Source organism: Streptomyces griseorubiginosus, assembly GCF_001514195.1.
Classification (GTDB): Bacteria; Actinomycetota; Actinomycetes; order Streptomycetales; family Streptomycetaceae; genus Streptomyces; species Streptomyces griseorubiginosus.
Genome location: NZ_KQ948750.1, coordinates 13,679 through 35,777, shown reverse-complemented (window position 1 = coordinate 35,777; position 22,099 = coordinate 13,679). Strand labels below are relative to the sequence as shown.

Sequence of the window (22,099 nt, the reverse complement as noted above, 5' to 3'; positions counted from 1 at the left end):
GCTGACCGCACCAGCTAGGGCCCGGACATACGACACCCTGACGGATGGCGGCATCGGATACCTGCTCCCTCTCACCGTCTACGCCACAGCCGTATTGCTCTCGCTCGCCGCTTACTTCGTCCTGCCATTTCGTGCCAGCACTCTCGCGATGGTCATTGGCCTCGGCCCGCTGACCCTGATGCGTCCGCTCGCTGTTGCCGCCGCATGCCTCGGCGCGGTCATCAACGGCGGCGGTGGTTCCGCCATGCTGGTCGGCGCGATCGCAGGCGCCGCCGTGCTGTGTGTCGAACCTGTGGTGCACCGGCGCTGGTACCACCACGCGCTTTGAGATCCAGCGTCGAACGCGACTCGAACTTGCTGTGGTAGCCGGGCCCGCCGTCACTGCGAACGACGTGGACCGCTGTTGGTCTTCCTGCGCCGCTTCGATCCCGAGCACACGTTCCGTTTGTTCAAGCAGACACTCGGTTGGACCCGGCCCAGGCTCCGCAGCTCGGAGGCGGCCGACCGGTGGAGATGGCTCGTGATCGCGGCCTATGCCCAGCTCCGGATCGCCCGGAGCAAGCACCCAAAGTCGCCACCGTGACGTCGACGAACGGCTTCAGCGGCGTCGCCGGCCGGACCAGCGAAGCCGGTGCGTCGCCTCGCGCACCGGCGGGACGACGAGCGTCGTGAACTGTCACTGGGCAGAGCGGGATCAGCCCGTCCCCGGATGTGGCGGGCGTGCTCGTCGGCGCGGTCGACGGCGAGGAAGGCATGGACGAGCACGGCCAGGGTGACCCGACGGCCCGAAGAGTCGGTGGCTTCCTCCCAGCGGACGGGATCGACGCTGTGGCTGCGGCCATCGTCTCCTCGTCAGTCCACACACTCACGATGAAATCAGCGGTAGCCGTAATCAGTTGCCTTGTCAGCCTGGGCAAGGTGTCGGTGGCAGCTGCTACGAATGTCGGTATGACCGACGATGAGCTGATCCAGAGGATTCGAGAGCATGACGCGGCTGACGAGCTGCCGCCACCTGCGCCGCCCGAGGCTGTGGCCGAGCTTGAGACAGCAGTGGGGCATCCGATGCCGCGGCTCCTGAAGCGGATCTATCTCGAAGTCGCCGACGGTGGGTTCGGCCGCTGGGGGGAGGCTTTGTCCCTTACTGACATGACCTACAGCTTCAGTGACAGCAGTCGGCTGCTGGAGGAGTACTTGGGCTGGCGAGGAACCCCCAACCACCCGCCGTCTGTTGTACCGCTATTGACGTGGGGCTGTGCGATCTGGTCCCTCGTCGACTACAGCACTCCAGAAGGCCGCATGTGGGCGTGGGATCCCAACGCCCGATGCCCTCATCACGGGCACGCTCTGTTCCCCGAAGACCACACATTGGCCGAACGGCTCGGCGGGTGGCTGGACGGACACTCGGATTTTCCGAAGGCGCCCGCCGGCCCGTATTGCACAGAGTGCTGAAACCGCGGCGCTGCCGTGCCGGACGGGTACGTCGGCGCTGTGAATGGTGCCGGAAATGACGCGTCCAGAGGCGTTCGTGTGGCCTGCCGGTCGCGGCCGCGGAGGACCTTACGCCCCGGCAGCTGCGTGCGTTCGCGTTGATCGCCTTCGCTCAGGCGCGGGGGATCGGGCTGACGGAGGCTGAGCTGGCGGCCGGCTTGCGGCACCATTCAGGTAAGCAGGCCGGTCAGGCATGTCGGTGACGGCGGCGTCGGCGGTCGTTGACGAGGTGGAGGCGGCTTGCTGGGTGACGGTGCAGCGGCGTGCGGCGGAGCGGGGGCGGCACCGGTACATCGCGCACGACGTTGCTCCCGAGGCCCGCCCCGAGAGTGACTGCGCGGGGGCTGCTGGGACGACTCAGGCTCGTGTGACCGCTGATCCGCAGGAGTCGGTTAGTTCCCAGGTTGGTGAGGGATCGGGTTCGCCGGTGGGTGCTGGATCCCTCGCGAATGAGGAATCCAGCACCAAGCCCTGCGACCGCCACCCTGCCGGTCCTGACCCCGTGCTCGTGACTGCTGTCGTTCCCCGCTGAAGACCACCGTTTCGATGCTCTTCGAATAGTTGGACCCCGCGCTCAAGCGCTTGGAGAGTGGTCATGCCTCAGGCGCGGCACGGTTCGTCAGTATCAGCGGTCGTTCCGCGCGTTTCCTGTGGATCTCCTTGCTGATGAAGCCTTTTGTGCTGCCTGCGACGGGCGGCTCATGTCGGCAGGGAAGGGACAGCACGCTCGGAGAATGGACAGGGGAGTGGACAGCATCTTCTTGGGTGAAGGCCGTTCCATCGGCGGGTTTCTTCGTGAACGCTGGATCGACATGTGCGACGGGCTGGGCCTGCCGCGGTCCGTGAGCGAGCCGGTGACGGACCAGGTCCGGGACCTTCTGCGGCCATGGGCCGACCTGCCCGTCGGGCAGGAGAGCCCGTTCCCCTCGTACGTCGCAGACGACGGATTCCCCGCAGAGATGTCCGTGAAGTGGTCCCGGGGGAGACCTGAACTGCGCATTCTGTTCGAGACACTGGGCGCCTCCAGGCCCATCACCGCGGTCTCCAACCAGACCGCCGCCGTGGCCCTGACGGATCGTCTGGCCGCGGAGCCGACGGTCGGTCTGGACCGATACGGGAAGGTGGCCGACGTGTTCATGCCGGACACGGGCCAGGCCGCGGTACCTGTGCCCGTCTGGCACTCCCTGGCCTGGCGACCAGGGCGCCCTCCGGCCTTCAAGATCTATTTCGGCCTGTATGCCGTGCCGCTGCATGAACGTCACGCCCTGGTGGGAGAGGCGATGGAACGCCTCGCGATGGGCTCCGCGTGGGCAGACGTCCGAGCGCGGGTGGCCCAAGCGGCACAGGCAGACGGAGTCGAGCGGGAACTGGAGTTCTTCGCACTCGACCTGGACTCCAGCGCGCGATCCCGGGCCAAGGTCTACTACCGCAACCACACCAGCAGCGTCGCGGTCCTGGAGCAGATGGCCTCGCTCGCCCGGGCCCATGAGCCGCACCGGGCCCGCTCGGCCTTCCGGGCTCTGCTCGGCACGGCCCCCGATGCCGCCGGCGAAACCCCGCTGACCTGCTTGGCCTTCCGGCCGGGCGCCCCCCGCGCCGACGAGTCGACCACCTACTTCCGGGTGTCCAGTTTCACCACGTCCGACGCGGAAGCCGCCGTCAGGATCGGGGCGTTGATGGCCCACGAAGGCATCGACCCGCAACGCCACCATGCCCTCCTCGACGCCGTGGCACCGCGGCCTCTGAGCCGGAGCAGAGGACTGCAGGAACTGGTCAGCTACCGCTCGCTGGGTCACGAGGGCGACGTATGCGTCTACTTCCGGTTTCCGATCTACCCCCAGCCGTCCCCACAGCCCTGCCCACCGCCACGGCCACTGCGAACCGCCCTCCAGGAGGACGCCCACCGATGACCACCATGCCCGCGCCCCTACGGGAAGTCGCCCACAGGAACCAACAGCACGTCCGCGCCTACCGCTGCAGCGATCTGATCCTCCTGCTGGAGAACCCCGCGACACCGGCAGCCACGAAGGACGCCGTACTGACACACCTGGCACCGTGGTCCGAGGCGTTCCAGCGCATGATCAGTGTCCGGGCCGCGTTCGAGACCGACCCCGAACTCAAGGAACTCGCCCTCCAACACCGGCAGGAGGAGCTCGGCCACAACGACATCCTGGCCGACAGCCACCCCACCGGCCGGACCGCCGACTGGGACCCCGTCGTCGAGGCCGGGGCCGCCTGGTTCGTCGAGCAGTTCCGCACCCTGCCCGGACTGCACCGCGTGGTCCTGGCCCACCTCGTCCTGGAGGCCGGCAGCCTCACCTTCAGCAACGCGGGCTCCCTCGCGTTCCCCGGCAACCCCTACTTCGCCCTGCACGACGAAGCGGACCAGGAGCACATCGAGATGGGTTACCGGCTGCTCGCCGAGCGCCAGGAGTGGCAGCTCGACGAGGTCACCGAACTCCTCGACCGGGCCTGGCAGATCATCATCATGGTCTCCGACCGGATCGCCGAACTGGCGCGCCGCGACACCAGCGCCCCCGCATGAGCACGCTCTCCCCGGAGGCTCTCGACCCCGGCTCTGCCACCGCGATCGCCGAGGCATGCGCGAGGGAGTTCAGGCGAACCCTCGCCGACCGCCTCACCGCGGCCTACGCCCTGGGGAGCCTCGCCCACGGAGGGTTCGCACCCGCCGTCAGCGACATCGACCTGGCACTCGTTCTGACCGACCGCCGTCACGACGACCAACGGATCATCGACCAGGTCACCCGCGAACTCCAGGCGCGGGACAGCGCCCACGCACGGCTGTCCGTGTTCTGGAGCTCGTTGCCGGCCCTGCGGACGAACCAGGACGACGGCAGGTTCCCGGCCGTCGACCGGCTCGACCTCAAGAAGAGCGGCATGCTGCTCCTGGGCGAGGACGTACGCCAGGACGTGGGGGAAGCCGATGCCGCCGCGCTGGTGACGGACAGCGTCCGCTTCGCGTTGCAGGTGCTCGCTTCGGAGCCCGTGCTGGCCGACTTCCACGACCCCGCCCGCCTGGCGGGCGACCTCAGACGGTTCACCAAGGCGGTTCTGCTCCCTCTACGCTTCCTCTACACCGCCGACACCGCGGATCCCGGATCCACCGACGACGCCATCCACCACCACCTCGCGGGTCCCTCACCGGTGGCCGGCGAACTCGTACGCGCCGCCACGCGCGCACGCCACGGACAGCCGGATGCGGCGGAGCGCCTCACCGAACTCCTCCATGCCGATCTTGTCCCCCTCTATGTCCACTACATCGACAGGAGCCTTCTCCGACTGACGCACGCAGACGCCGACTTGTCCCAAGGCCTCGCACTCTGGCGGACACGGCTCCTGGACCGGAACGGCACCCACCCCGCGCACCGCCCCGCACAGGACGACCTGTCCGATCAGGCCAGGTAAGACCCCCGGTCACCGGAACGTCCATGAAGCCGGGGCGCGTGAGCGGGCGGCGGCCGGCGAGACGTTCGACGGCCGCCGCCCTCACCGCACGTGCTTCTCGAACCCGACCGGTGGCCGGTTCACTCGGCGTACACCTTGCCCTGCTTCACGACGTAGTGCACCGGGTCGGAGCAGCCGATGGAAGGGGTGATCATCAAGCTGACCGCGAGTGGCGCGGGCTCCGAGCTCGAGGTGGAGAACTCGCAGACGGCGTGGCTGCCGGTCAGCGGGTACCAGAACCATCCGTCGACCGCGCCGACCGTGACCCGGTCGGACTCCTTCCAGGTTCCGCTGCCGTGCGTATACACCTTCAGCTGCACCGAAGCGGCGTACTGGTCCTCCGTCGACCGCAGCGCGGTGAGGGTGATCTTGTAGTCGCTGCCGAGGACGGACGAGGCGATCTGCTGCGTCTGGGGTGCCGCAGTCCGGGCTGCTGCGGTGTGGCGCTGGAAGCGCCGGCTCCGACACTCCCGAGGACGGCTGCCGTCAGAACGGTGACGGCTGCTGTGGTGACGCGACGGGCGCGCTGATTGCGGATCATGTTCATTCTTCCCCCGTCAGGTGTGATGGTGCGCCTTGCCTTGCCGAGGACGTTGGCCCTTGTGCCGGGTGGGAGTGAAGCATTTCGAATGTGCTCGAAACGTGGGCAGCCTGTGCACGCCCGCAATCCCGCTAGGAGATGCAGCCGACGGTGAGCGTGGGTCGCAACTCTCCATCATCTCCCCCCAGGAGTTGGTGGCCCATGAGAGTCGCCGTATGCAGCACGTACTGCCCGTCGCGCCGACTCGCCACCAGCCCTCCGTCTCGGAGGATGGCCAGTTGGTAGCTCGCGCTGGGCATGGCGATGCCGACAGCTGTCGCCACCTCCGAGGTGGTCCGCGATCCACTGCGGGCCACCTCGGTGAGGACCGAGGCCCTGGTGCGGCCCAATAGGCGATCAAGCGCATTGCCGTTGAGGGTGAAGGAGTCGAGCGGTCGCGAGGTGACCGGGTAGACCAGGACCGGGCCGAGGGCGGGATCGGCCAGCGCGGTGGGCCTGCGCCAGCAGAAGTACGACGGTACGAGGCGCAGCCCACGTCCCTCCAGATGAAGGTCGCGATCGGCGGGGTACTCCACCTCCAGTACGGGCGCTTTCCATCGCGCGAGTGGGCGCAGGCTCTCCAGCAGGGGCACGACGCCGCCGTCGAGGAGGATGTGAGACCGCAGGTCGACGTCGTCACGAACGGCTCGGCGGACGTGGGCCCAGCGGGGTTCGAGCAACGCCCTGGAGGAGATGTCCAGCGCCGTCACCAAGGAGCGCATGCCTCGGTCACCCGGTCGGCCCAGCCCGGTGGTCCAGACGGGCAGAGGACGTGCGGCAGCGAGCCTGCCCAACTCGTGCCGCAAACGGCTGCGAGAAGTGGCGTGTATCGCCTCCAGGGCTGCGGGCAGACCGCCTTCCGTCACGGACGGGGTGAGGAAGTCGGGGATGTAGCCGACGGGTGGGACGAGTGTTTGAAGGGTGTGCACGGCATGGCCGGCCATTGGGTCCGTGGCGAGCCTTTCCCTGACGGAGCGTCGCCAGGCACCGAATTCGAGTGGGCCTTGGTGGGTGGCCAGCCGACAGGCCGCACAGATGAGTTCCCACAGCGGATCGGGTCGCCGTGAGATGCGGATGTTGTGTAAGTCGTGGGAGGTGAAATGGATACGAAGCATGCGACCTCGTTCCCGGTCAGTGGGGGGTGGGCCGAGCGTGAACAGCTGTGACTCTCATCAAGGATGACAACTGACAGCTGCCGACGGTTGGGTGCGATGTTGTGGGTGAAGCGTGGAGGTTCTGGCGCGAACCGGACACGGCGTGGCGAGCAGGTTCACACCGCGGGCTGCCAGTAGGGAGAAGGGCAGGGCCGGCCGAATCAACGTGGATGCCCGCGGCCAGTCCCCCTGGCCACCCGGACGGATCAGACGCCGCCACCGGCGCCGCCGCTCAGGCCCTGCGAGAAGCGGTTGCCGGACCGGCAGGTGCTGTGCGGGATTCTGTACGTGCTGCATACGGACATCCCGCGGCAGGAGCTGCCCAAGGAGCTCGGGTTCGGTTCGAGCACGACGTGCTGGCGGCGGCTGCGGGATGGGAAGGAGACCGGGGTCTGGCAGCGGCTGCACGAGGTCCCGCTCGCCGAGCTGAACGCGGAACGGCAAGCCGGACTGGTCCCGCTGCGTGGTTGATGCTTCGCGCCGGTGAAATAGGGCAATCGGGGATTTCCTTCATGAGCGAAATATCTGGCAGACGTCTGTCTCTGGCCACTGCGTTGAGCGTCGTCGCCGCAGCGGGGGTGATCGGCCTGGGACTGTCGTCACCGGCCAATGCCGTCTGCACACAGAGCACCGACTCACCGGGCTGCGGCAGCACCAGCAGCCCGGCCCCCGGCACTTCGCCCTCGCCGTCGGACACCGACGTCAAACCTACGGACGGCGCCGCGCCGTCCTCCAGCGGACCGACGATCACCGCGGCCCCCAGCCCTGGCACCCTGACCCCTGTGCCCGGCGCCGCCACGGTCAAGGGCGTCTTCACCCTGGGCAACGGCTCACCGCTGGCCGGCGCCACGATCACCCTGACCCCGGTGGACGAGGTGCTGCCGGGGGACGGCAGTTGGTCATTCACGCTGCCCTCGACCCTCCCGAGCAACCTGCAGACCTACGCGGACAACGACGGAGGCGTGCTCTCCCTGGAAGCGTCCTTCTACGGCCAGGCTCCGGACGGCACTCTGCTGACCGGTAGCGACTAAGTGGACGCGGGCGTGGCCACCGGTTCCGCGACCACGGAGGGCTCGGCACAAGCCGTCTCCGTCACGGGAGTCAAACTCCTCAACGTCCCGGCGGTGTCAAAGTCCTTGGGTACGCGGTCTACTCGGCGAAGGACACACCCGGCTACCGGCTGGGTTGCCAGGAGACCACCCAACCCACCGCCGGCGACGTGGACCTCGACAAGCACCCGAACTGTGCCGGACACCCGAACACGATCAAGCCGGGCGCGCTCAGCGACAAGTACGCGGTGGTACGGCTCAAGGTCACCGCACAGGTGAAAGCACCCCTCTCGGGTTGCGACGCGGACTACACCCAGGCCGGTCAGACCTATCACCAGACCCTGACCTGCAAGTTCGGGCTCGACATGTCCTGACCGAGCACGACGCCATGAATGCTTCCTCCCATGCGGCCCCACCCATGACGCCCTGCCCCGACTCCTGGGGCAGGGCGTCACCTGCCTTGGTCTATTCGCCTGCCCCCGGCAGGTCGCCATCCCCTCCTTCAGCTACGCGCTGACGATGGACAGGCGGCCGCTAACGCACCATCGCTGCCCGCCGGTCGGGGGCTGCCCGAACTCCGATCACCCTGTCCATGAGAGCGCCCAGAACATCCCGCACCGACGCCCGCTCCCGCGCGTCGCACTCCAGGACAGGCACGTCACGTCCCAGCCCCAGCGCTTCCCGCACCTCCTCCAGCTCGAACCGCTCGGCCCCGTCGAAGTGGTTCACCGCCAGCACGAACGGCGCCCCCTGCGTCTCGAAGTAGTCCACCGCGGGAAAGCACTCCTCGATTCGCCGGGTGTCCGCGAGGACGACCGTCCCCAGGGCGCCCTCCACCAAGTCGTCCCACAGGAAGGAGAAGCGGTCCTGCCCGGGCGTCCCGAACAGGTACAGCGCGATCGTCGGATCGAGCGTGATCCGCCCGAAGTCCAGGGCCACCGTGGTCGTCGTCTTCGACTCGACGCCGTCCAGCGAATCGACGCCCACGGAGACCTGCGTGATCGCGGCCTCCGTGTCCAGCGGCTCGATCTCCGAGATCGCCCCGATGAACGTGGTCTTGCCGACACCGAGTCCCCCGCTCACCACGATCTTCACAGCGAGCGGCACGATCCTGTCAGAGCGCCCGGACATGGTCCCTGATCCTTTCGAGCGTCTGGAGCGGCAGCTCCGCGGGTTGCCGGCAGGTCAGCTGACCCGCCACGACGAGGTCGGACACGAGCACCTTGGCGACACCGAGCGGCACACCGACCCGCGACGCCACTTCCGCGACCGTCGTCGGCCGCTCGCAGACCGCGACGATGTGCCGTCGTTCGAACGTCAGCGTCTCGTCGGGTACGCCGACGGCCACGACCAGCGTCTCCAGCCGAAGGTCCGCCTGCAGCGGCTCGGCCCGGCCTCCGGTGATGATGAACGGCCGGACGAACGTCGCGTCCTCAACCGTTTCTTCCTTGGGCAGTTCACCGTTCACCGCGGCAACGCCTGCCGCAGATCGGCGATGAGCGTGGGCGTGAGCAGATCACCCGCCCGCTCCGCGAGCACCGCCATCTCGTAGCCGACCAGGCCCAGTTCACCGCTGCTGTCGGCGAGCACCCCGAGACAGCTGCCGTCCCTGATCGCGGAGACCAGCAGGAAGCCCCGCCCCATCTCGATCATGATGAGCTTGACCCCGTCGAAGCCGTACCGCTTGGACGCGCTGCGCGCGAGACTGCTCAGCCCCGACACGATCGCCGCGAGATGGTCGGCCTCGGTGCGCCCGAGCCCGTCGGACACGGCGATCAGCAGCCCGTCGGAGGAGACGGCGACCGCGTCCCGTACCCCGTCGGTGCCCCTGACGAAGTTGGCGACCAGCCAGTTGAAGGTCTGCGAGTCTTTGTGAGCGTCCACCGTGGTCACTTGACGTCACCCTTTCCCTGCTCGGCGGACAGCTGCTCGTCCTGTTGCCGATTTTCCTGTTCCTGCTTCTCTCGCTTCGCCTTCTCCACACTGATGCCGCCCCGCATATGGGCGCTGCGCAGCGTGGAGAGCATCCCGGAGATCTCCTCGGGGCTGCGATCGGACGCCGGCTCGGCGGGCACCGGCCGCTTCGGACGGTCCGTCTCGCTGACGGCGTCCGCGATGGCGCTGCGCTGGGGCCGCTTCACGAGCCCGTTACGGGTGCGGGCGGCGGAGGTGACGCTCCGCGTCACAGCGCTCCTGTCCTCGGTCCTGTTCGCGTCGCTGTTCGCGTTGTTGTTCTCGTCCACGCTCGGCTTCGCCTCCGCCGCCACGGTGACCAGCTCGGCGGCCGTCACCTCCGTCTCCTTTCGCGGCGCGGGCAGCACCGGCCCGTCCTGCGCCTTCTTCTGCGGGGCCTCCGTCAGCAGCGAGGTGGGGATCAGTACCCGGGCGACCACGCCGGCCGCCGGCGCCTCTCCGAGCCGTACCTCGATGCCGCACTTACGGGCGAGCGCGCCAACCACGAAGTGGCCCAGGAACCGGGTCGGTTCGGCCATGAAGCTGGCGGTGCCGGACAGCCGTACGTTGGCCTCGGCGAGCGCCTGGGTGTCCATGCCGAACCCGTGGTCGACGATCGCGACCAGGTATCCGGCGCTGGTGCGCCGCCCCTCGACCTCCACATCGGAGTCCGGCGGCGAGAAGCTGAGCGCGTTCTCGACCAACTCGGCGAGCAGGTGCGCGACTTCGGCGACCACGGAACCGGTGATGTACGCGGGCTCGATCCGCCGCAGTGTGACGCGGCGGTACTCCTCGACCTCCGAGAGCGCGGCGCGCAGCACATCGGTGAGGGCCAGCGGGGTGCCCCAGGGGCGGGGGCTGGACTCGCCGGCGAGCACCAGCAGGCTCTCCGCGTTGCGGCGCATCCGGGTGGCGAGGTGGTCGAGTTCGAAGAGGTTGGCCAGGGTGGCCGGGTCGGCGTCCTCGTGCTCGAGCTTGTTGATGAAGCTGATCTGGCGGCGTACCAGGTTCTGGTTGCGGCGGCCGAGGCTGACCAGCGAGTCGGTGGCGTTGCGGCGCAGCACGGCCTGCTCGGTGGCGAGGTCGAAGGCGGCACGCTGGACCCGGTCGAACGCCTCGGCCACCTCCCGCACTTCGGAGCCCGTGCGGCCGGGCAGGGTGAGCGGCGCGGGGGGCCGCGGCGTCTCGCCGGAGTCGGCGTTCTGTACGGCGGCCACGGCGCTCGGCAGCCGTTCGCCGGCCATCTCGCGGGCCTGCTGGGCGAGTTCGGCGAGCGGGGTGGAGACGGACCGTACGCAGTCCAAGGCGAGGGCGCCGAGTGCGGCGACGGTACCGAGGGCGAGCAGAGCGAACAGCAGCAGGTCGCGCTGGGCGGCGCTCTCCAGCTCAACGGCGCGGTTCTCGACGTCGGTGCCGAGCGAGACCTGCACCCGGCGCAGTCCGTTGATGGTGGAGGTCGCCGCGTCCCACCACGCCATGGGCGGCACGGCGCGGGAGGTCAGCCGTCCGCTGCCGTGTACGGCGGTGCTCTCGTACGCGAGCATGCGTTCGGCGTCCGGCGTGGTCAGGGCCGCGTCGAGTCGGCGTTCCTGGGCGGCGGTGGCCGAGCGCGGGAAGGCGGCGAGCGCGGCGAGCCGGCCGGCGCGGATCTCCATGAAGCGGCTGTAGTCCTCGCCGCGGAACTTCCCGCCGCGCACCGAGCCGAGCACGATGGCCCGCTCCTCGCCGGTGAACTCCTTGGCGTTGCCCAGGGTCTGGAGCGACTGGTAGGCGTCGCGCAGGGTGGCGTCGCGGACCTCGTCGAGGCCGAGGTCGAGCCGGTCGAGGGCGGTGATGGTGGTGGTGAAGTAGTCGAAGGTGTCCTTCACGACGCCGGTGTGGTCGTCCGCGTGGCCGCGGATGCCGGCCAGTTGATCGAGTCGTCCCAGTGACTCGCGCACGGAACCCGCGGCGCTGTCGCGGTACCTCTTCAGAGCCCTGTCGAGCTCGGCACGCGCGGCATCGGTGGCCTTGCGCTGGGCGGGCAGCTTGGCCTTGAACTGCCGGACGCCGCCGACGTATCCGGTGGTCAGACCGCGTTCCTTCTGCAGCTCGTGGACGAGGCCCTGGAGGGTGATCTCCAGCCGTGCGTCGCCCTCGGTGGCGGATGCGTTGCGATAGGCGGAGACCTGCTCGGCAGCGGCGAGCCCGAGCAGCGCCAGCAGGACCGCGAGGGCCAGGGTCAGGATTCTGAGAAGCCTGGTGCGGATACTGGTGTCGGTCTTGGATGTGACACGGGTCTTGGATGCGACGCGTGATGTGACGTCCACAGGATTGCCTTATGGGAGGGGTTGGTCGGGGCAGAGAAAGGAACTGTTCTGCTCCCGGCCAACGAGCCTCACGGGGCGCCGGTCACCGGATCATGTTTTTGTTTTACGTCCAGGAAACAGGATCTCCGGGAAACGCCAGATGGCCGTCGCATCCGGCGTACCTTGTATACGCCACTCTCGGTAGCCGGTTCAGCCCGAGGCCGGACGTAGGAGAGCCAACGACTCCCGTCCGGTTCCCGGCAAATGGGCCTGCGACAGATAGACCGCGACCCGCCGCAGGACCTCGTTCTCCTGCTCCAGCAGCTTGATCCGACGACGCGACCTCCGAAGCTCGGCGCTCTCCTGGCCGGTCACCCCGGGCATGGTTCCGTCGTCGATGTCCGCGCGGCGCTCCACTTCCACAACGTCATCGGATGGACTCCGAAGTCGGTGGCCACCTGCTCGACCGTCACACCCGGACCTCGGTTCTTCGCGACTCGCACGACGTCCTGGCGGAACTCGTCCGGATAAGGCTTGGGCACAGCGACATCCCTCCCACCCGCCCCACAGGGCAAGCCAGTTCAGATGTCACCCGATCGTGCGGCAGACCCGAGATCTGCTCTGTCTTGCAGCTGAAGTGTCGCCGGAGTGGCCAGTGCTGTTGAGGGGAGCCACCTGACAGAAGCGACAGATGCGGTTCCGGTGAGGCAGTGCCTCATCAGCGAGGAAACCGAACGGCGGTCTACGAACCGGCCGTTGCGGAGTCAGCTAACGTCGGAGCATGGCAGACATGGACATACTCGGAACGGCACCAGACGACCCTGTGGCAGCTAAGTGGCAGGTCGTGCGGGACATGGACGCGAACCTCATAGACACAGCCCTAGTGGAGGCGGCATACGCAAACCCTGCCCTCCGGGCTCTGTTTCCGCTGGTCAGCCATGGATCGCTGCAGTTCAGCCGGTGCACCCGTTTCCCATGGTCGCACGACCTGCCCTCGATCTTCCCTCACGGCGAACGGCACTTCCGTGTTCGGCGGCTGTATGAGCCGAACGGTTCGGGGCGGGAGCACATCGGTGGCCCTGTTGCTGCAGATGAGGCCGTGGAACTCGTAGCCTCGCACCTCCCCGCAGGGTGTGGACCTGCCGTTGACGGCACGCCCGACGACCTCGAATCGCTCAGCTGAGTCAACTGGCCTGTCCGGCTGTTGCGGTGGGTACGAGCGGGTGCGGGCCCGACCGCGTCGCCGGTCGGCCGCGGGTGAGCCTGCGGACCATGATGCCGATCAACGCCCAGTGGATCACGGTCTCGGACCGGGCCGGAATGGTCTCGTAGTCCCGGGCGAGGCGGCGGTGGGCGGTGAGCCAAGAGAAGGTGCGCTCGATCGCCCACCGCTTGGGTTGGGCCTGGAAGCCGTGCTGGCCAGGGCCTTTGCGGACGATGTCCAGCTTGAGGCCGAGGATGCGGGCGGTCCAATCGACCAGGCGGCCTGAGAAGCCCTGATCCGCGCAGAACTTCTGGACCTGCGGGTGGTCGAGCCGGGCCCACAAGAGCGGTCGGCGGGCCCCGTCGCGGTCCTGGACGCTCGCGGCGACCACGTGGACCGCAATGAGCAGGCCGAGGGTGCCGGTGACCAGGAAGCGCTTGCGACCCTTGACCTTCTTTCCGGCGTCGAAGCCCCTGGTTGCGGCGGGGACGGTGTCAGCGGTGCGGATGGACCGCGAGTCGATCAGGCCCGCGCTCGGTTCGGCGTTGCGGCCGTCAGCCTTGCGCACCCTGTCCCGCGGTGCTCGTGGACGCGCTCGACGGTGCCGTCGTCGTGCCACCAGGTGAAGTACCAGTACACCGTCGGCCATGGTGGGAAGTCCTTCGGCAGCTGCCCCCAGGCGCACCCGGTACGAAAACCACGTAGAAGATCGCGTCCACGATCCGACGCCGCGGATGTTGCTCCCGCCGCCCGCCGCCCGCCGCCCGCCCCTCGATCCCACCCGCGCCGGCGGCAGCGATGGCTCCACCAGCGTCCACTGCTCGTCCGTCAGGTCCGACGGATATCCGCCCCCAGAACCGCTCACGGACTTCAACGAGCGCGTAAGCCCACGGCTACGGCAGATCTCAAACGCGGCCTTGACTCCGAACGGCGCCGACGACGTGTGCCATTTGCAGATGGAGATTGATCTGATCGCCACGTCGGAGCTTCGTGAGACATTCAGTGCGCTGCACGCGGCGCTGGTGCTCTGATCCCCTGAGTATATTGGTCAGGCCGCAGTCGTGAGCGGGCGTTCGCCCCAGCGAATGCCCTTCTCGCTTCGGATACGGGCGCATTCCTTGTATTTAGCGGCCAGGACGTCGCGGTGGCGGGCGTTGGCGTTGCGTCACGGCAGATAGGCGTGCAGGGCCGGGTACGGGGTGGTTGGAGTGGTTGGAGTTGGCAATGGTGAATTATCGCAGCTGCCTGAAGTGCGCATCGATCGGCTTGCCTGCGAGGTGTAGGTCGGGGTCAAGCCCAACTCGACCTTGTGCTTCCGCGCCCAGCGGCGGATATCGACGCCCTTGTGGGCGGACGGATTGTCCAGGATCACGTGGCCTGGTGCGCCGTCGGGCCGGGCAGCGCGGATCGACTTCAGCGCGGCCAGAGTGTTCGCGGCACCTTTCTTGCGGCGGTTGACGCCCCACGGACGGTCGTCGCCCAGCCGATCCCGATATGCGGCACATACAGATGCCCTGCATTCACTGCCGATTCGGTAACGGTTGCGGACTGGGCGCCTTGATTGGGCCACGGTAAAAGCAGCAGCTTGAGAAGCAACCGCAACTGATGGCCTGTCAGGGCCGTGAGCAGATCTTTAACGTTCGTCTCAGGTTTGCTCGGTAGAAGGTAGGCATGCGGATAAGCGATGCCGTCCGTATCTAGACGGCTAGTGATGGCAGTCGACGCAGCATCTTCGGGGAAAGTGCAGGGCACTCTTCCGGCGGCTCCTGGACGGGGGGCCCAGTTGCGGCAGGCCTTTATTCGCGTTCGGGTGTCGAACGGCGCTCCGGAGAGTACTCCCGTCGGAGTAACGTCGTCCCGCCTGTATCCCGAGGGATGACGACCGCAGTATGACGAAACAGAACGGAATCGGGCCTAGCGTTGGGGCTATGCCGGAACTTGATGGTCAACTGCGGTGGTTCGGGGTGACCGCCAGGGCGCTGGCGACGGCGTTCGCTGTCGCCGCATGCGGGGTCACATGCCTACAACTGTGCGGGGGCCGCTCGCAGCGGCCGCCCCGCGCAGCGCGCTCGCGGGGGTCGTCAGCTCCACCACAGCCGCTGCGCACCGGCGAGTGATTCCCCGCCCTGAGCCCTGCCGCGGTGCGCGAGCAGGACGCGAAGACCCCCTGAAGCATCTGGCAGACGGATGCCGTACGGATACCTCACCACACAAACTCCTGAAGAGAAGGACTGACATGAAGCGCATGGGACGCCGCGGCTTTCTCGCCGCCAGCACGGCACTTGGCATTGGTGCCGGCTTGTCCACGCACGCCATTCTCTCGGAAGCAAGCGAGAACGAAACTGCGGACAAGACTTCGGACATTTCACGGCGGGACCAGGACCTGCCCTTCATCGGCACGGAGGAGACCTTTTCGACTCCCGCGCTGTTGAAGCTGAACTCCATCAATCAGGATCACATAGCGTTCCTTGAGGAAATTGGACTTTCGGATCTGGGTCAGCGCCGCATCGGGGATATGGATGCGGGGGGACTCAACGTTCAAATCCTCTCTGCTCATACACCCTCTGTGCAGAATGTCCCCGGGCAGAGGGGTATCGACCTTGCCTATCGTCTTAACCGGCAACTTGTAGACGGGCCGATCACCAAATATCCGGACCGCTTCAAGGCTTTCGCCACCTTGCCCTTGCAGAGCCCGGAGGCGGCGGCGGACGAGCTCGAACGCTCGGTTCGGGAAGATGGCTTCTTGGGTGCGCTGACCAACGGACACATCGCGAAGAAGTATCTCGATCATCCCGATTTCGAACCTGTGCTGGCACGTGCCGTCGCTCTCGATGTGCCGATCTACCTGCATCCCGGCTATCCAGCTGACGATATCTTCAAGATCTACTACAGCACCACGCGGTCTAAATACACGGAAGAATACCAAGACTACATTTTCAGTGGGTCTGGATATGGCTGGCACCAGGAGGTGTTGATCCAATGCATTCGGATGATCACGTACGGGGTTTTCGACAGATTCCCCAAACTGAAAGTCATCATCGGTCACATGGGAGAAGGTCTTCCCTTCTACTACGAGCGGATCGTCAATGACATGGGCGAGCCGACCAAAGACTCGCTCGAGAAACCCATCGGGAAATACTTCCAGGACAACTTCTGGGTCACAACCAGCGCATTCCCCCAGACCGAACTGCTCAATCTCCTGCTGAAGTACATAAGCGTGGATCGAGTGATGTTCGCAACCGACTACCCGTTCGCGGACATAAAGGAGCAGACCGACTGGTTCCGCGGAGTCGATTTGCCGCGCGAAGACAAGGAGAAGATTGCATTCCGAAATGCGGAGAAGCTGTTCGGGATGAAGGTGCCCGTGACGTGATACGTCAGCGTCGGCTGGAGTGAAAGATCGCTACCACGAGTTCCTGAGAGGCACTGTTCGATTCCGAGGGCGCCTCTGTGCGCGTGAGGTGGGCCTTTCCGCCGTTCCACCTCCTCGAAGCCCTACAGCTGCGCGCCCGAGCTGTCGCGTGCGGTGGCTGTGAGGTTCTGGGGATGCGCGCCCAGTTCTGGTGCCAGGCGGAGACTCTGGTGACCGGTCGGTAGAGGCTCGCCGCTGCCGGTCAGCAGGTGGGTCTGGATGCGTGCAGGAGGCGGGTCCACCCTCCGGGCGGCGGGATCGGCGATCAGGCGGCTCTTGGGTGCGTGAGGTGACGGGGGCCGATGATGTGTCCGGTTGATGAGCTCGGTCGGCCTCCACGCCTGGTGCGGTGGGGGTGCGTATCCCGCCCTCGGCACGGCGGGTGCCTGTTCACTGCCTGGCGTTTGAGCCGATGTCGGTTCCGGAGCCGCGCCGGCGAGGGCCAGTCGCTTCAGGGCGGTTATGAAGCCCTGGGGCCCGTTCTGCGGCATCGGTTGTTGGGGGCCTGGTTGCCCGATCGGCTTCCGGGTGTGCAGTGAACGGACCTTCGCGCTTTGCCGACCTGCGTTTTTAGAGCAGGAAGCAAGGACCTGGCCAGGCGTTCGCCTGTCAGAGCATGCTGTGCGGAAGTGATGGTGGGGGCACACCGCTCCTCCAAAGCCCGCACCACCCCCGATGGCCGACCAGCATCGGAGTGAACTCCTTATGTTGCGCGTGCACTTCACGCCTGATGACGTCGCGCGGGTGCGGGTTGCTGCCGGGCCGGATCCTCTGTGGGAGATCGTCAACAGTTTCCAGGGCCTGTTCCAGGGCGGTGATGCCGTGTCGTTCGGGCTGTGGCGGCAGTTGGTGCGGCCGTGCCTCGGCGGTCCGGGCGACCGGTTGTTGGCGGGGCTGCTTCCCGGGCGCGGTTACTTCCCGGATTTCCTCACACCCGCCCCGAGCGGCGGCCGTGAACTGGCCGCCGGCCTCGACACCGTGCTGGGCACGTCGACCGCCGTCCTGCGCCGCGACCTCGCGCTGCTCGCCGCTTCTCCGCACCGGCGGCGGCCGTTGCCGGATCGGGCGCGGTCGCTGGCCGACGGCGAATCGGAGGCGCTGCGCCGGCTGGGCAGTGCCCTGCACGGCTACCACGGGCGGGCCATCGCGCCGTTCTGGCCGCAGATTTGTGCCCAGGTTGATGCTGACCGGGCCGCCCGTGCGCGTGCCGTTCTGGCGGGCGGCGCCGACGGGCTGCTGGCGAGCTTCGCTCCTGTTCTGCGCTGGCGTTGGCCGGTGCTGGAGGCCGACTATCCCGTCGACCGCGAGGTCCGCCTTCATGGGCGAGGCGTGGTGCTGCAGCCCTCTTTCTTCTGCACCCGCACACCCATCACCCTGGCCTTTCCTGCGGCTGACTGGACGCCGGTGCTGGTCTACCCGGTCGAGCACACCCCGCACTGGGTGAGCAGCGGCAGCCGGCAGGGTACGGAGCTGGGCGCGCTGCTCGGGCGAACCCGGGCCGCGATCCTGGAGGACGTGGTCACCGGCCGGACCACCGGGGAGCTCGCGGCGCGGTTCGGTATCTCCGGCGCCGCCGCCAGTCAGCACACCGCCGTGCTGCGCCGGGCCGGCCTGCTGCTCAGCGTCCGGCGCAGCAGGTACGTCCTGCACACCATCACCCAGGTCGGCATCGCTCTGCTCGAAGCCCGGCCCGGGCCGTCCGTCTGACGTGGGCCGCCGGAATCCTCGCCTCCGGCGGGCAGGGCAGGTGTCCTTCACGTGGCGGATCACCGGCAGGATGAGCGAGAGCCGACCCTGAAGCCACGGCTTAAACGTGTGGTGGGGCGACGGCGGACGCGGTCAGTGTGGTGGCGTCCAAGTGGCCTTTTATCGCAGGGGGTTGAAGACAGAATGCGCAACATGCGATCCATCATCGGGTTCTTCGGTGTGCTGGCAGTGGCACTGGCGGCCCTGTTCGTGGCGGGCCCGGCCCAGGCCGCTCCGCAGCAGGGCGCGGCCAAGGGCGGTCACGTGCTGGTACTGCCTGCGGCACCGGCCGGGGTCACGCCCCGGTCCGCCGCAGCGAACTCGCCGACCACCTCGCCGGCTGCCAGCAGGGTCGTCCACGTGGCCAGCGGCAGCACGGTCAACTGCACCAGCGGTAGCCTCTGCACCGCCGTGTGGGACCCCACGACGGGTGACTGGAAGGTCTTCTTCCTCTACAACTGCGCCCGGTACTCGCTGTCGTACTGGAACGGCGGCGGCTATTACGTCGACTCGCAGACCGGCGGGGTCACCTCGTACTTCTACGGTCAGAGCGGCAACGTGCTCAAGCGGTTCACGCCCGACAACACTGTGTACAGCTACGACTGGACGCCGGTCTGGTCCATCCGCAACTGCTGACCCACGGACGAACACGCTTACGTTCCGGCCGCGTACGACGGCCGGGGCGTACGTGTGGTCCGCAAGACCCGAACGGAACCCAGGCGCAAGGGCTGCCGAGGACGAGCCCGAAAGAGCTCACCCGAGCACTGCGCTCACTCGACCGCGACGGATTCATCACCCGCGACGCCGACGCAGAATCCCCTGGCTGCAGCCTCACCCCCGCTCGGGCAAGGCCTCGGCGTGCTCCTGGACGTCTAGCCTGGACCGCCGAGCACTGGGAGGAACTCGTCGATGCCCGCATAATCTGCGAACTGTTCGGCCTGATTTTCCAGGCTGCCACCTGCTGTACCCGCCCCTGCACCGACGCGCCCGCAGCCCGGCTCCCGCCAGCCTGACGCGTTCGAGGACGCGGGCCTGACGGGCCGGTTGTTCTTGCGCGTTGCTACGTGTCGGCGGTGCAGCGAGCGCGGGGTTGGGGTGGTCAGGTGCTGGCGGGTGAGGCCGTCGAGGGCGGGGAGTAGCGGCGGTGGGTTGTCAGTGCCTCGCCGCATACTGGCGGCCATGCAGATGACGGAGAACGCACTCAGACAGGCCTGGTGCCGGACAACCGCAGGCTCTGACCTGCTCGATGACGCCATGTTCCCGCCTACCGGTACCTCACGCGACCAGTACACACAGCGTGTGGGCGATCCCGGTGGACTCTTTCTCGTCCTGGACGAAGACGGCACGGTGCGTGGCTACCGCAGCCCCTACCAGGAGATCTTCGCCACCGGGGACCTTGATCAGGTGCTGTACTTCGTAGCTGAGGACGCGGTTCGTCATCTCGCCGAGCACATCGTGGCTCACACTCCGGGCCACGGCCCGGTCACCAACCTCATCACCGGGCAGGCCCAGATGCTGGACCGGATCAACCCTGCCTGGGGAAGCAGATTTCGCAGCGGCGGCATGGATGGTGCCCAGACGGCACAGCCGTGCGGACGCGACCCGCTGGAGCGCTTTGCTTGGATCGCCGGCACATGGCGTGAGCAGGACCCCTACACCAACCTCGCTTTCTTCCGGGGTGAGGACATCAGCGCCGAACAGATCGCTCTGCTCCACGGGGCGAACCCCGAACAGGTCGCCGCCGGGACACGTCTGTCAGACCTGCGCAGCATGGACGGCACCGGCCGCGATTCCTGGGACATCGCCTGGGAGAGCTGCTGCTTCGGGCAGGCGGGCGACTGGGCATTCGTGATGTACCACGAGACGCCACCCGGCATCCGGGCCGACAGCGCGGCTCTCTCCCGACTCGGAGTCACCGAGACCGTGCGGCTGAGCGCCACCGCCGCCAAGGCCATCTACACCTTCGACTACACGCGCGACGGCCGCCGTATCGACGACGACTGGGGTGTCCTGGAACTGATTTGGTACGAGCGGGGCCGCGCCCCTTACTACCGCGGCGGCCAGCTGGACTTCCTCAACCGGGCCATACGCCGCGCCGAACTGGACCACCCCGAGCTGACCGACGAGTTCGAGTTGTACTTCCATGCCCTGGAAACCGCGCTCGGCCTTCAACTGCCCCGGCAGGACATCCAGGAGGAAACGGTTCAGGCCGCACAGTGGGTACGCAGCAACGGTTGACGACACCCTCGACCGCTGTGAGGCGTCTTCGCGAAACGTACGGCCTGAACCTGTGGGCAGTACGAGCCCCAGGCATCTGCGGCTCTGGGCCTCGGTGTGCTCTGGGATGTCCGACCGGTTCAACGACCCGCCGAGCCCCGGCCAGGGACGGTCACAAGTAGAGCTGAGCGTCGGACGTGAGAGGCGGCTGACCGACGGAATTCGCTGACCTGCTGAAATGCGATCTCCGGGCCGTGGGCGTTCCGTGAAGAAGTGTGGCGCTTCCCGTGAATAGGCGGTACTCCGATGTCTGTGACTGAGCGCTTCAGTTGGCGGCTTCGAGTGTCACAGTTGGCCACGTCCCGTGCCCTCAGCGAGCAGGAGCGTCCCGGATACTCGATCGTGCAACCCTCGCAGACCTCTTCGCTAAGCTCGTCGCAACACTGGAATGATCAGGTGCTGGTTGCGATCTTCAGTCCGTGGTCGGAGAGCACACGGCAGACCGGGTCGACGCCGAACACCTGCTTGAACTCGTCGATGAACGCTACGAGCGCTCCGACGGCCGGTCGAGCTCGGCGATGCTCCTTTGTCAAGCAGCCAGGCTCATTGGCGTTGGGGGTAGCGGGTTGAGGGGTTGGTCGAGGTCGGCTTGGTCGGCGAGCAAGTCCCGGTGGACGCGGTCGGAGATGCGACGCCGCAGCAGGCGCAGGGCCTCCGTCTTGGTCTTGCCGGCGGTGAGTTGCCTGGCGAAGTAGGCGGCGCCTTCGCCGTCGCCTCGCACCTGGGTCACGGCGATCAGGTGCAGAGCGTGGTTGACGGTGCGGTTGCCGCCTCGGTTGAACCGAACGTGCACCCTTCCTCCTGGGCTGCGGCCGACGGCTCCCTCCCGATCGTCGAGGGAACCGTGATCCGCCTGGACATCGACCATCTGCCCAGCTAAGCCACCCCGAAGCCAGTCTGGCTGTGGTGGTCGGGCACGGACGCCACCGCAACGGACGCAGACCGGCTCTGGCAGGCATACCTGCGTCCTGTCGACATCGAGCACACCTTCCGCCTGTTCAAGCAGACCCTCGGCTGGAGCTGTCCGAAGATCCGCACCCTCGAGGCGGCGGACCGCTGGACGTGGCTGATCCTCGCGGCCTGCACCCAACTGCGACCGGCCCGGCCACTCGCAGGCGACCGGCGCCACCCATGGGAGAGGCCCGTCTCCTCACAGAGGCTGACCCCGGCACGAGTCCGCCGCGACTTTCGGCACATCCGCCCCATGGCCGTCTGCCCGGCCGGAGCACCGAAACCCACCCGCCCCGGACCTGGACGACCGCCCGGCCGGAAGAACTCCCGACGCACCCCACGCCACGACGTCCACACACCCCACAAGACGGACAACGCCACGTCCCGGAACAGGAAGTCGGCCACTCCGTGACCTCGCCGCACAGGTTATAGATCAAGCTAGGTAACACCCAGGTGGGGGCTTTGCCGCGGTGACCCGGGGGAGCGCTTTCGGCCATAGATCTGACTCCCCGTCAGTTCCCAGCATTCTTTC

Annotated in this window: 22 protein-coding genes and 5 pseudogenes; 15 read left to right on the top strand and 12 right to left on the bottom strand. The window is 67.4% G+C overall.

Annotated features, from left to right (window positions below):
- The first annotated feature begins 94 nt into the window (after positions 1-94).
- The 6 genes and pseudogenes from AQJ54_RS47255 (at position 95) to AQJ54_RS41255 (ending at position 4,914) form a co-directional block, all read left to right on the top strand.
- Positions 95-328 (top strand): hypothetical protein, encoded by a 234-nt coding sequence (locus tag AQJ54_RS47255; protein ID WP_248845580.1) that lies wholly within the window; start codon positions 95-97, stop codon positions 326-328.
- Positions 329-409: 81 nt separating this feature from the next.
- Positions 410-556, top strand: a pseudogene (locus tag AQJ54_RS47250) (NF041680 family putative transposase); the annotation flags it as partial.
- 164 nt (positions 557-720) lie between these two features.
- The gene (locus AQJ54_RS45945; protein WP_062246592.1) at positions 721-1,449 is read left to right on the top strand and encodes a hypothetical protein; all 729 of its coding nucleotides are present in this window, start codon (positions 721-723) and stop codon (positions 1,447-1,449) included.
- A 785-nt stretch (positions 1,450-2,234) separates the two neighbouring features.
- Positions 2,235-3,398: a tryptophan dimethylallyltransferase family protein gene (locus AQJ54_RS41265; RefSeq protein ID WP_062246590.1), complete on the top strand. Its 1,164-nt coding sequence runs from the start codon at positions 2,235-2,237 to the stop codon at positions 3,396-3,398.
- Positions 3,395-4,033, top strand: a complete 639-nt coding sequence (locus tag AQJ54_RS41260) for a hypothetical protein (RefSeq protein ID WP_062246588.1) — start codon at positions 3,395-3,397, stop codon at positions 4,031-4,033. Before AQJ54_RS41265 ends, AQJ54_RS41260 begins: the two co-directional genes overlap by 4 nt.
- On the top strand, positions 4,030-4,914 hold the full coding sequence (locus tag AQJ54_RS41255; RefSeq protein WP_062246585.1) for a hypothetical protein: 885 nt from the start codon (positions 4,030-4,032) through the stop codon (positions 4,912-4,914). The genes AQJ54_RS41260 and AQJ54_RS41255 overlap by 4 nt, the downstream gene beginning before the upstream one ends.
- Before the next feature lie 119 nt (positions 4,915-5,033).
- On the opposite strand, the gene AQJ54_RS47245 is transcribed toward AQJ54_RS41255, so the two are convergent.
- Both AQJ54_RS47245 and AQJ54_RS47240 read right to left on the bottom strand, forming a co-directional pair.
- Positions 5,034-5,273 carry a hypothetical protein gene (locus AQJ54_RS47245; protein WP_248845579.1) on the bottom strand — a complete coding sequence of 80 codons (240 nt, stop codon included), beginning with the start codon at positions 5,271-5,273 and terminating at the stop codon, positions 5,034-5,036.
- Positions 5,274-5,625: 352 nt separating this feature from the next.
- Positions 5,626-6,255 carry an ArsR/SmtB family transcription factor gene (locus AQJ54_RS47240; RefSeq protein ID WP_248845578.1) on the bottom strand — a complete coding sequence of 210 codons (630 nt, stop codon included), beginning with the start codon at positions 6,253-6,255 and terminating at the stop codon, positions 5,626-5,628.
- A gap of 669 nt (positions 6,256-6,924) precedes the next feature.
- Here AQJ54_RS47240 and AQJ54_RS47920 point away from each other — a divergent pair.
- From AQJ54_RS47920 to AQJ54_RS41230, 3 genes and pseudogenes are all read left to right on the top strand, one after another.
- A pseudogene (locus AQJ54_RS47920) lies at positions 6,925-7,171 on the top strand (transposase); the annotation flags it as partial.
- Positions 7,172-7,199: 28 nt separating this feature from the next.
- The gene (locus AQJ54_RS41235; RefSeq protein WP_159055655.1) at positions 7,200-7,718 is read left to right on the top strand and encodes a hypothetical protein; all 519 of its coding nucleotides are present in this window, start codon (positions 7,200-7,202) and stop codon (positions 7,716-7,718) included.
- 188 nt (positions 7,719-7,906) lie between these two features.
- A complete protein-coding gene (locus tag AQJ54_RS41230) occupies positions 7,907-8,110 on the top strand; it encodes a hypothetical protein (RefSeq protein ID WP_062019105.1) in 204 nt (67 codons plus the stop codon).
- Between the two features lie 160 nt (positions 8,111-8,270).
- Here AQJ54_RS41230 and AQJ54_RS41225 read toward each other — a convergent pair whose 3' ends face one another.
- From AQJ54_RS41225 to AQJ54_RS47235, 6 genes are all read right to left on the bottom strand, one after another.
- Positions 8,271-8,867 (bottom strand): GTP-binding protein, encoded by a 597-nt coding sequence (locus AQJ54_RS41225; RefSeq protein ID WP_062246579.1) that lies wholly within the window; start codon positions 8,865-8,867, stop codon positions 8,271-8,273.
- Positions 8,851-9,204, bottom strand: coding sequence for a DUF742 domain-containing protein (locus tag AQJ54_RS41220; protein WP_062246578.1), 354 nt, complete (start codon positions 9,202-9,204; stop codon positions 8,851-8,853). The genes AQJ54_RS41225 and AQJ54_RS41220 overlap by 17 nt, the downstream gene beginning before the upstream one ends.
- A complete protein-coding gene (locus AQJ54_RS41215; protein ID WP_062019102.1) occupies positions 9,201-9,629 on the bottom strand; it encodes a roadblock/LC7 domain-containing protein in 429 nt (142 codons plus the stop codon). Before AQJ54_RS41215 ends, AQJ54_RS41220 begins: the two co-directional genes overlap by 4 nt.
- Complete coding sequence (locus AQJ54_RS41210) at positions 9,626-11,998, bottom strand: sensor histidine kinase (protein ID WP_062246577.1); 2,373 nt, start codon at positions 11,996-11,998, stop codon at positions 9,626-9,628. Before AQJ54_RS41210 ends, AQJ54_RS41215 begins: the two co-directional genes overlap by 4 nt.
- Positions 11,999-12,187: 189 nt before the next feature.
- On the bottom strand, positions 12,188-12,400 hold the full coding sequence (locus tag AQJ54_RS45940) for a hypothetical protein (RefSeq protein WP_162951918.1): 213 nt from the start codon (positions 12,398-12,400) through the stop codon (positions 12,188-12,190).
- Complete coding sequence (locus tag AQJ54_RS47235; protein WP_243659441.1) at positions 12,349-12,480, bottom strand: hypothetical protein; 132 nt, start codon at positions 12,478-12,480, stop codon at positions 12,349-12,351. The genes AQJ54_RS45940 and AQJ54_RS47235 overlap by 52 nt, the downstream gene beginning before the upstream one ends.
- A 278-nt stretch (positions 12,481-12,758) precedes the next feature.
- Here AQJ54_RS47235 and AQJ54_RS44595 point away from each other — a divergent pair, with 278 nt between their 5' ends.
- Entirely contained in the window at positions 12,759-13,160 is a 402-nt protein-coding gene (locus AQJ54_RS44595) for a DUF6193 family natural product biosynthesis protein (protein ID WP_079070286.1), read from the top strand.
- Position 13,161: 1 nt separating this feature from the next.
- Here AQJ54_RS44595 and AQJ54_RS46520 read toward each other — a convergent pair.
- Both AQJ54_RS46520 and AQJ54_RS47230 read right to left on the bottom strand, forming a co-directional pair.
- Positions 13,162-14,085, bottom strand: a pseudogene (locus tag AQJ54_RS46520) (IS5 family transposase).
- Between the two features lie 144 nt (positions 14,086-14,229).
- Positions 14,230-14,664 (bottom strand): annotated as a pseudogene (locus AQJ54_RS47230) (transposase); the annotation flags it as partial.
- A 753-nt stretch (positions 14,665-15,417) separates the two neighbouring features.
- Here AQJ54_RS47230 and AQJ54_RS41195 point away from each other — a divergent pair.
- The 4 genes from AQJ54_RS41195 (at position 15,418) to AQJ54_RS41180 (ending at position 20,577) form a co-directional block, all read left to right on the top strand.
- The gene (locus AQJ54_RS41195) at positions 15,418-16,554 is read left to right on the top strand and encodes an amidohydrolase family protein (RefSeq protein ID WP_062246576.1); all 1,137 of its coding nucleotides are present in this window, start codon (positions 15,418-15,420) and stop codon (positions 16,552-16,554) included.
- Positions 16,555-17,268: 714 nt separating this feature from the next.
- Positions 17,269-18,300 (top strand): ArsR/SmtB family transcription factor, encoded by a 1,032-nt coding sequence (locus tag AQJ54_RS41190; RefSeq protein WP_248845577.1) that lies wholly within the window; start codon positions 17,269-17,271, stop codon positions 18,298-18,300.
- A 192-nt stretch (positions 18,301-18,492) separates the two neighbouring features.
- Entirely contained in the window at positions 18,493-18,975 is a 483-nt protein-coding gene (locus AQJ54_RS41185; RefSeq protein ID WP_243659352.1) for a hypothetical protein, read from the top strand.
- A 543-nt stretch (positions 18,976-19,518) separates the two neighbouring features.
- On the top strand, positions 19,519-20,577 hold the full coding sequence (locus AQJ54_RS41180; RefSeq protein ID WP_062246574.1) for a hypothetical protein: 1,059 nt from the start codon (positions 19,519-19,521) through the stop codon (positions 20,575-20,577).
- A gap of 431 nt (positions 20,578-21,008) precedes the next feature.
- On the opposite strand, the gene AQJ54_RS45935 is transcribed toward AQJ54_RS41180, so the two are convergent.
- Both AQJ54_RS45935 and AQJ54_RS41175 read right to left on the bottom strand, forming a co-directional pair.
- A complete protein-coding gene (locus AQJ54_RS45935; protein WP_159055652.1) occupies positions 21,009-21,149 on the bottom strand; it encodes a hypothetical protein in 141 nt (46 codons plus the stop codon).
- On the bottom strand, positions 21,146-21,409 hold the full coding sequence (locus tag AQJ54_RS41175; protein WP_062246573.1) for a hypothetical protein: 264 nt from the start codon (positions 21,407-21,409) through the stop codon (positions 21,146-21,148). Before AQJ54_RS41175 ends, AQJ54_RS45935 begins: the two co-directional genes overlap by 4 nt.
- Between AQJ54_RS41175 and AQJ54_RS47225 the strand changes: the two are divergent.
- Positions 21,407-21,979: pseudogene (locus AQJ54_RS47225) on the top strand (NF041680 family putative transposase); the annotation flags it as partial. The gene AQJ54_RS41175 and the pseudogene AQJ54_RS47225 sit on opposite strands and share 3 nt — an antisense overlap.
- Positions 21,980-22,099: the final 120 nt, after the last annotated feature.